This window comes from Streptococcus sp. GMD4S, assembly GCF_000296955.1.
In genome coordinates, this window is record NZ_AJRE01000291.1 from 1 (window position 1) to 949 (window position 949).

Genomic DNA, 949 nt, shown 5'->3' on the forward strand with positions numbered 1-949 from the left:
CTTGCTTAGGAAAATCTTCCTGCGGAAAATAGTACAAAGCTTGATCACTCCTGACTCGCTTCATCAGCAAACACTCCCTACAATAGTAAGCGCCTATAGGCAAATGCCATTCTTCTAGAATACTACTATTACAACGTTGACAAAACAGTTTCCCTTTCTCTTTTCTCATTGCTGGAAGTTTCTCAGCCATCTGCCGTTCTTCTTCTGTTAATTCTTTCTCAGTAAACAAGCGACCGAGGAAATTTGGATTTACTTTCATACTTCTTTATTCGTAAAAATCTAGCGCTTTAGGTAATTTTTTAGTACAATTAAATCATGGAATTTAAAACAATTAAAGAGAACGGGCAAGTCCAAGAAGAAATCAAAAAATCACGCTTTATCTGTCACGCAAAGCGTGTCTATAGTGAAGAAGAAGCTCGTGACTTTATCACTGCTATCAAAAAAGAGCACTACAAAGCCACCCATAACTGCTCTGCTTTTATTGTAGGTGAACGCAGTGAGATCAAGCGTACAAGTGATGATGGCGAACCTAGTGGTACTGCTGGAGTCCCTATGCTTGGCGTCTTAGAAAATCATAATCTTACGAATGTCTGCGTAGTAGTTACTCGTTACTTTGGTGGAATTAAGTTAGGTGCTGGTGGTTTGATTCGCGCTTACGCAGGAAGTGTAGCCTTGGCTGTCAAAGAAATAGGCATTATTGAAATCAAAGAGCAAGCTGGCATAGCCATTCAGATGTCTTACGCTCAGTATCAAGAATATAGCAATTTTCTTAGAGAACATAAACTCACGGAAATCGATACAAACTTTACAGATCAAATCGATACCATCATTTATGTTGATAAGGAAGAGAAAGAAAATATCAAGTCTGCTCTTGTAGAGTTTTTTAATGGAAAGGTTACTTTAACAGATCAAGGTTTACGAGAAGTTGAAGTTCCTGTAAACTTAGTGT

The 949-nt window shown here is 38.1% G+C and carries 1 protein-coding gene and 1 pseudogene; one reads left to right on the top strand and one right to left on the bottom strand.

All coding sequences use genetic code 11. From position 1 onward, the window contains the following. Positions 1-259: pseudogene (locus GMD4S_RS09430) on the bottom strand (DEAD/DEAH box helicase); the annotation flags it as partial. A gap of 56 nt (positions 260-315) precedes the next feature. On the opposite strand from GMD4S_RS09430, the gene GMD4S_RS09435 reads away from it, so the two are divergent. Next, positions 316-949: YigZ family protein (locus GMD4S_RS09435; RefSeq protein ID WP_000394689.1), on the top strand; the 634-nt coding region annotated here is incomplete at its 3' end.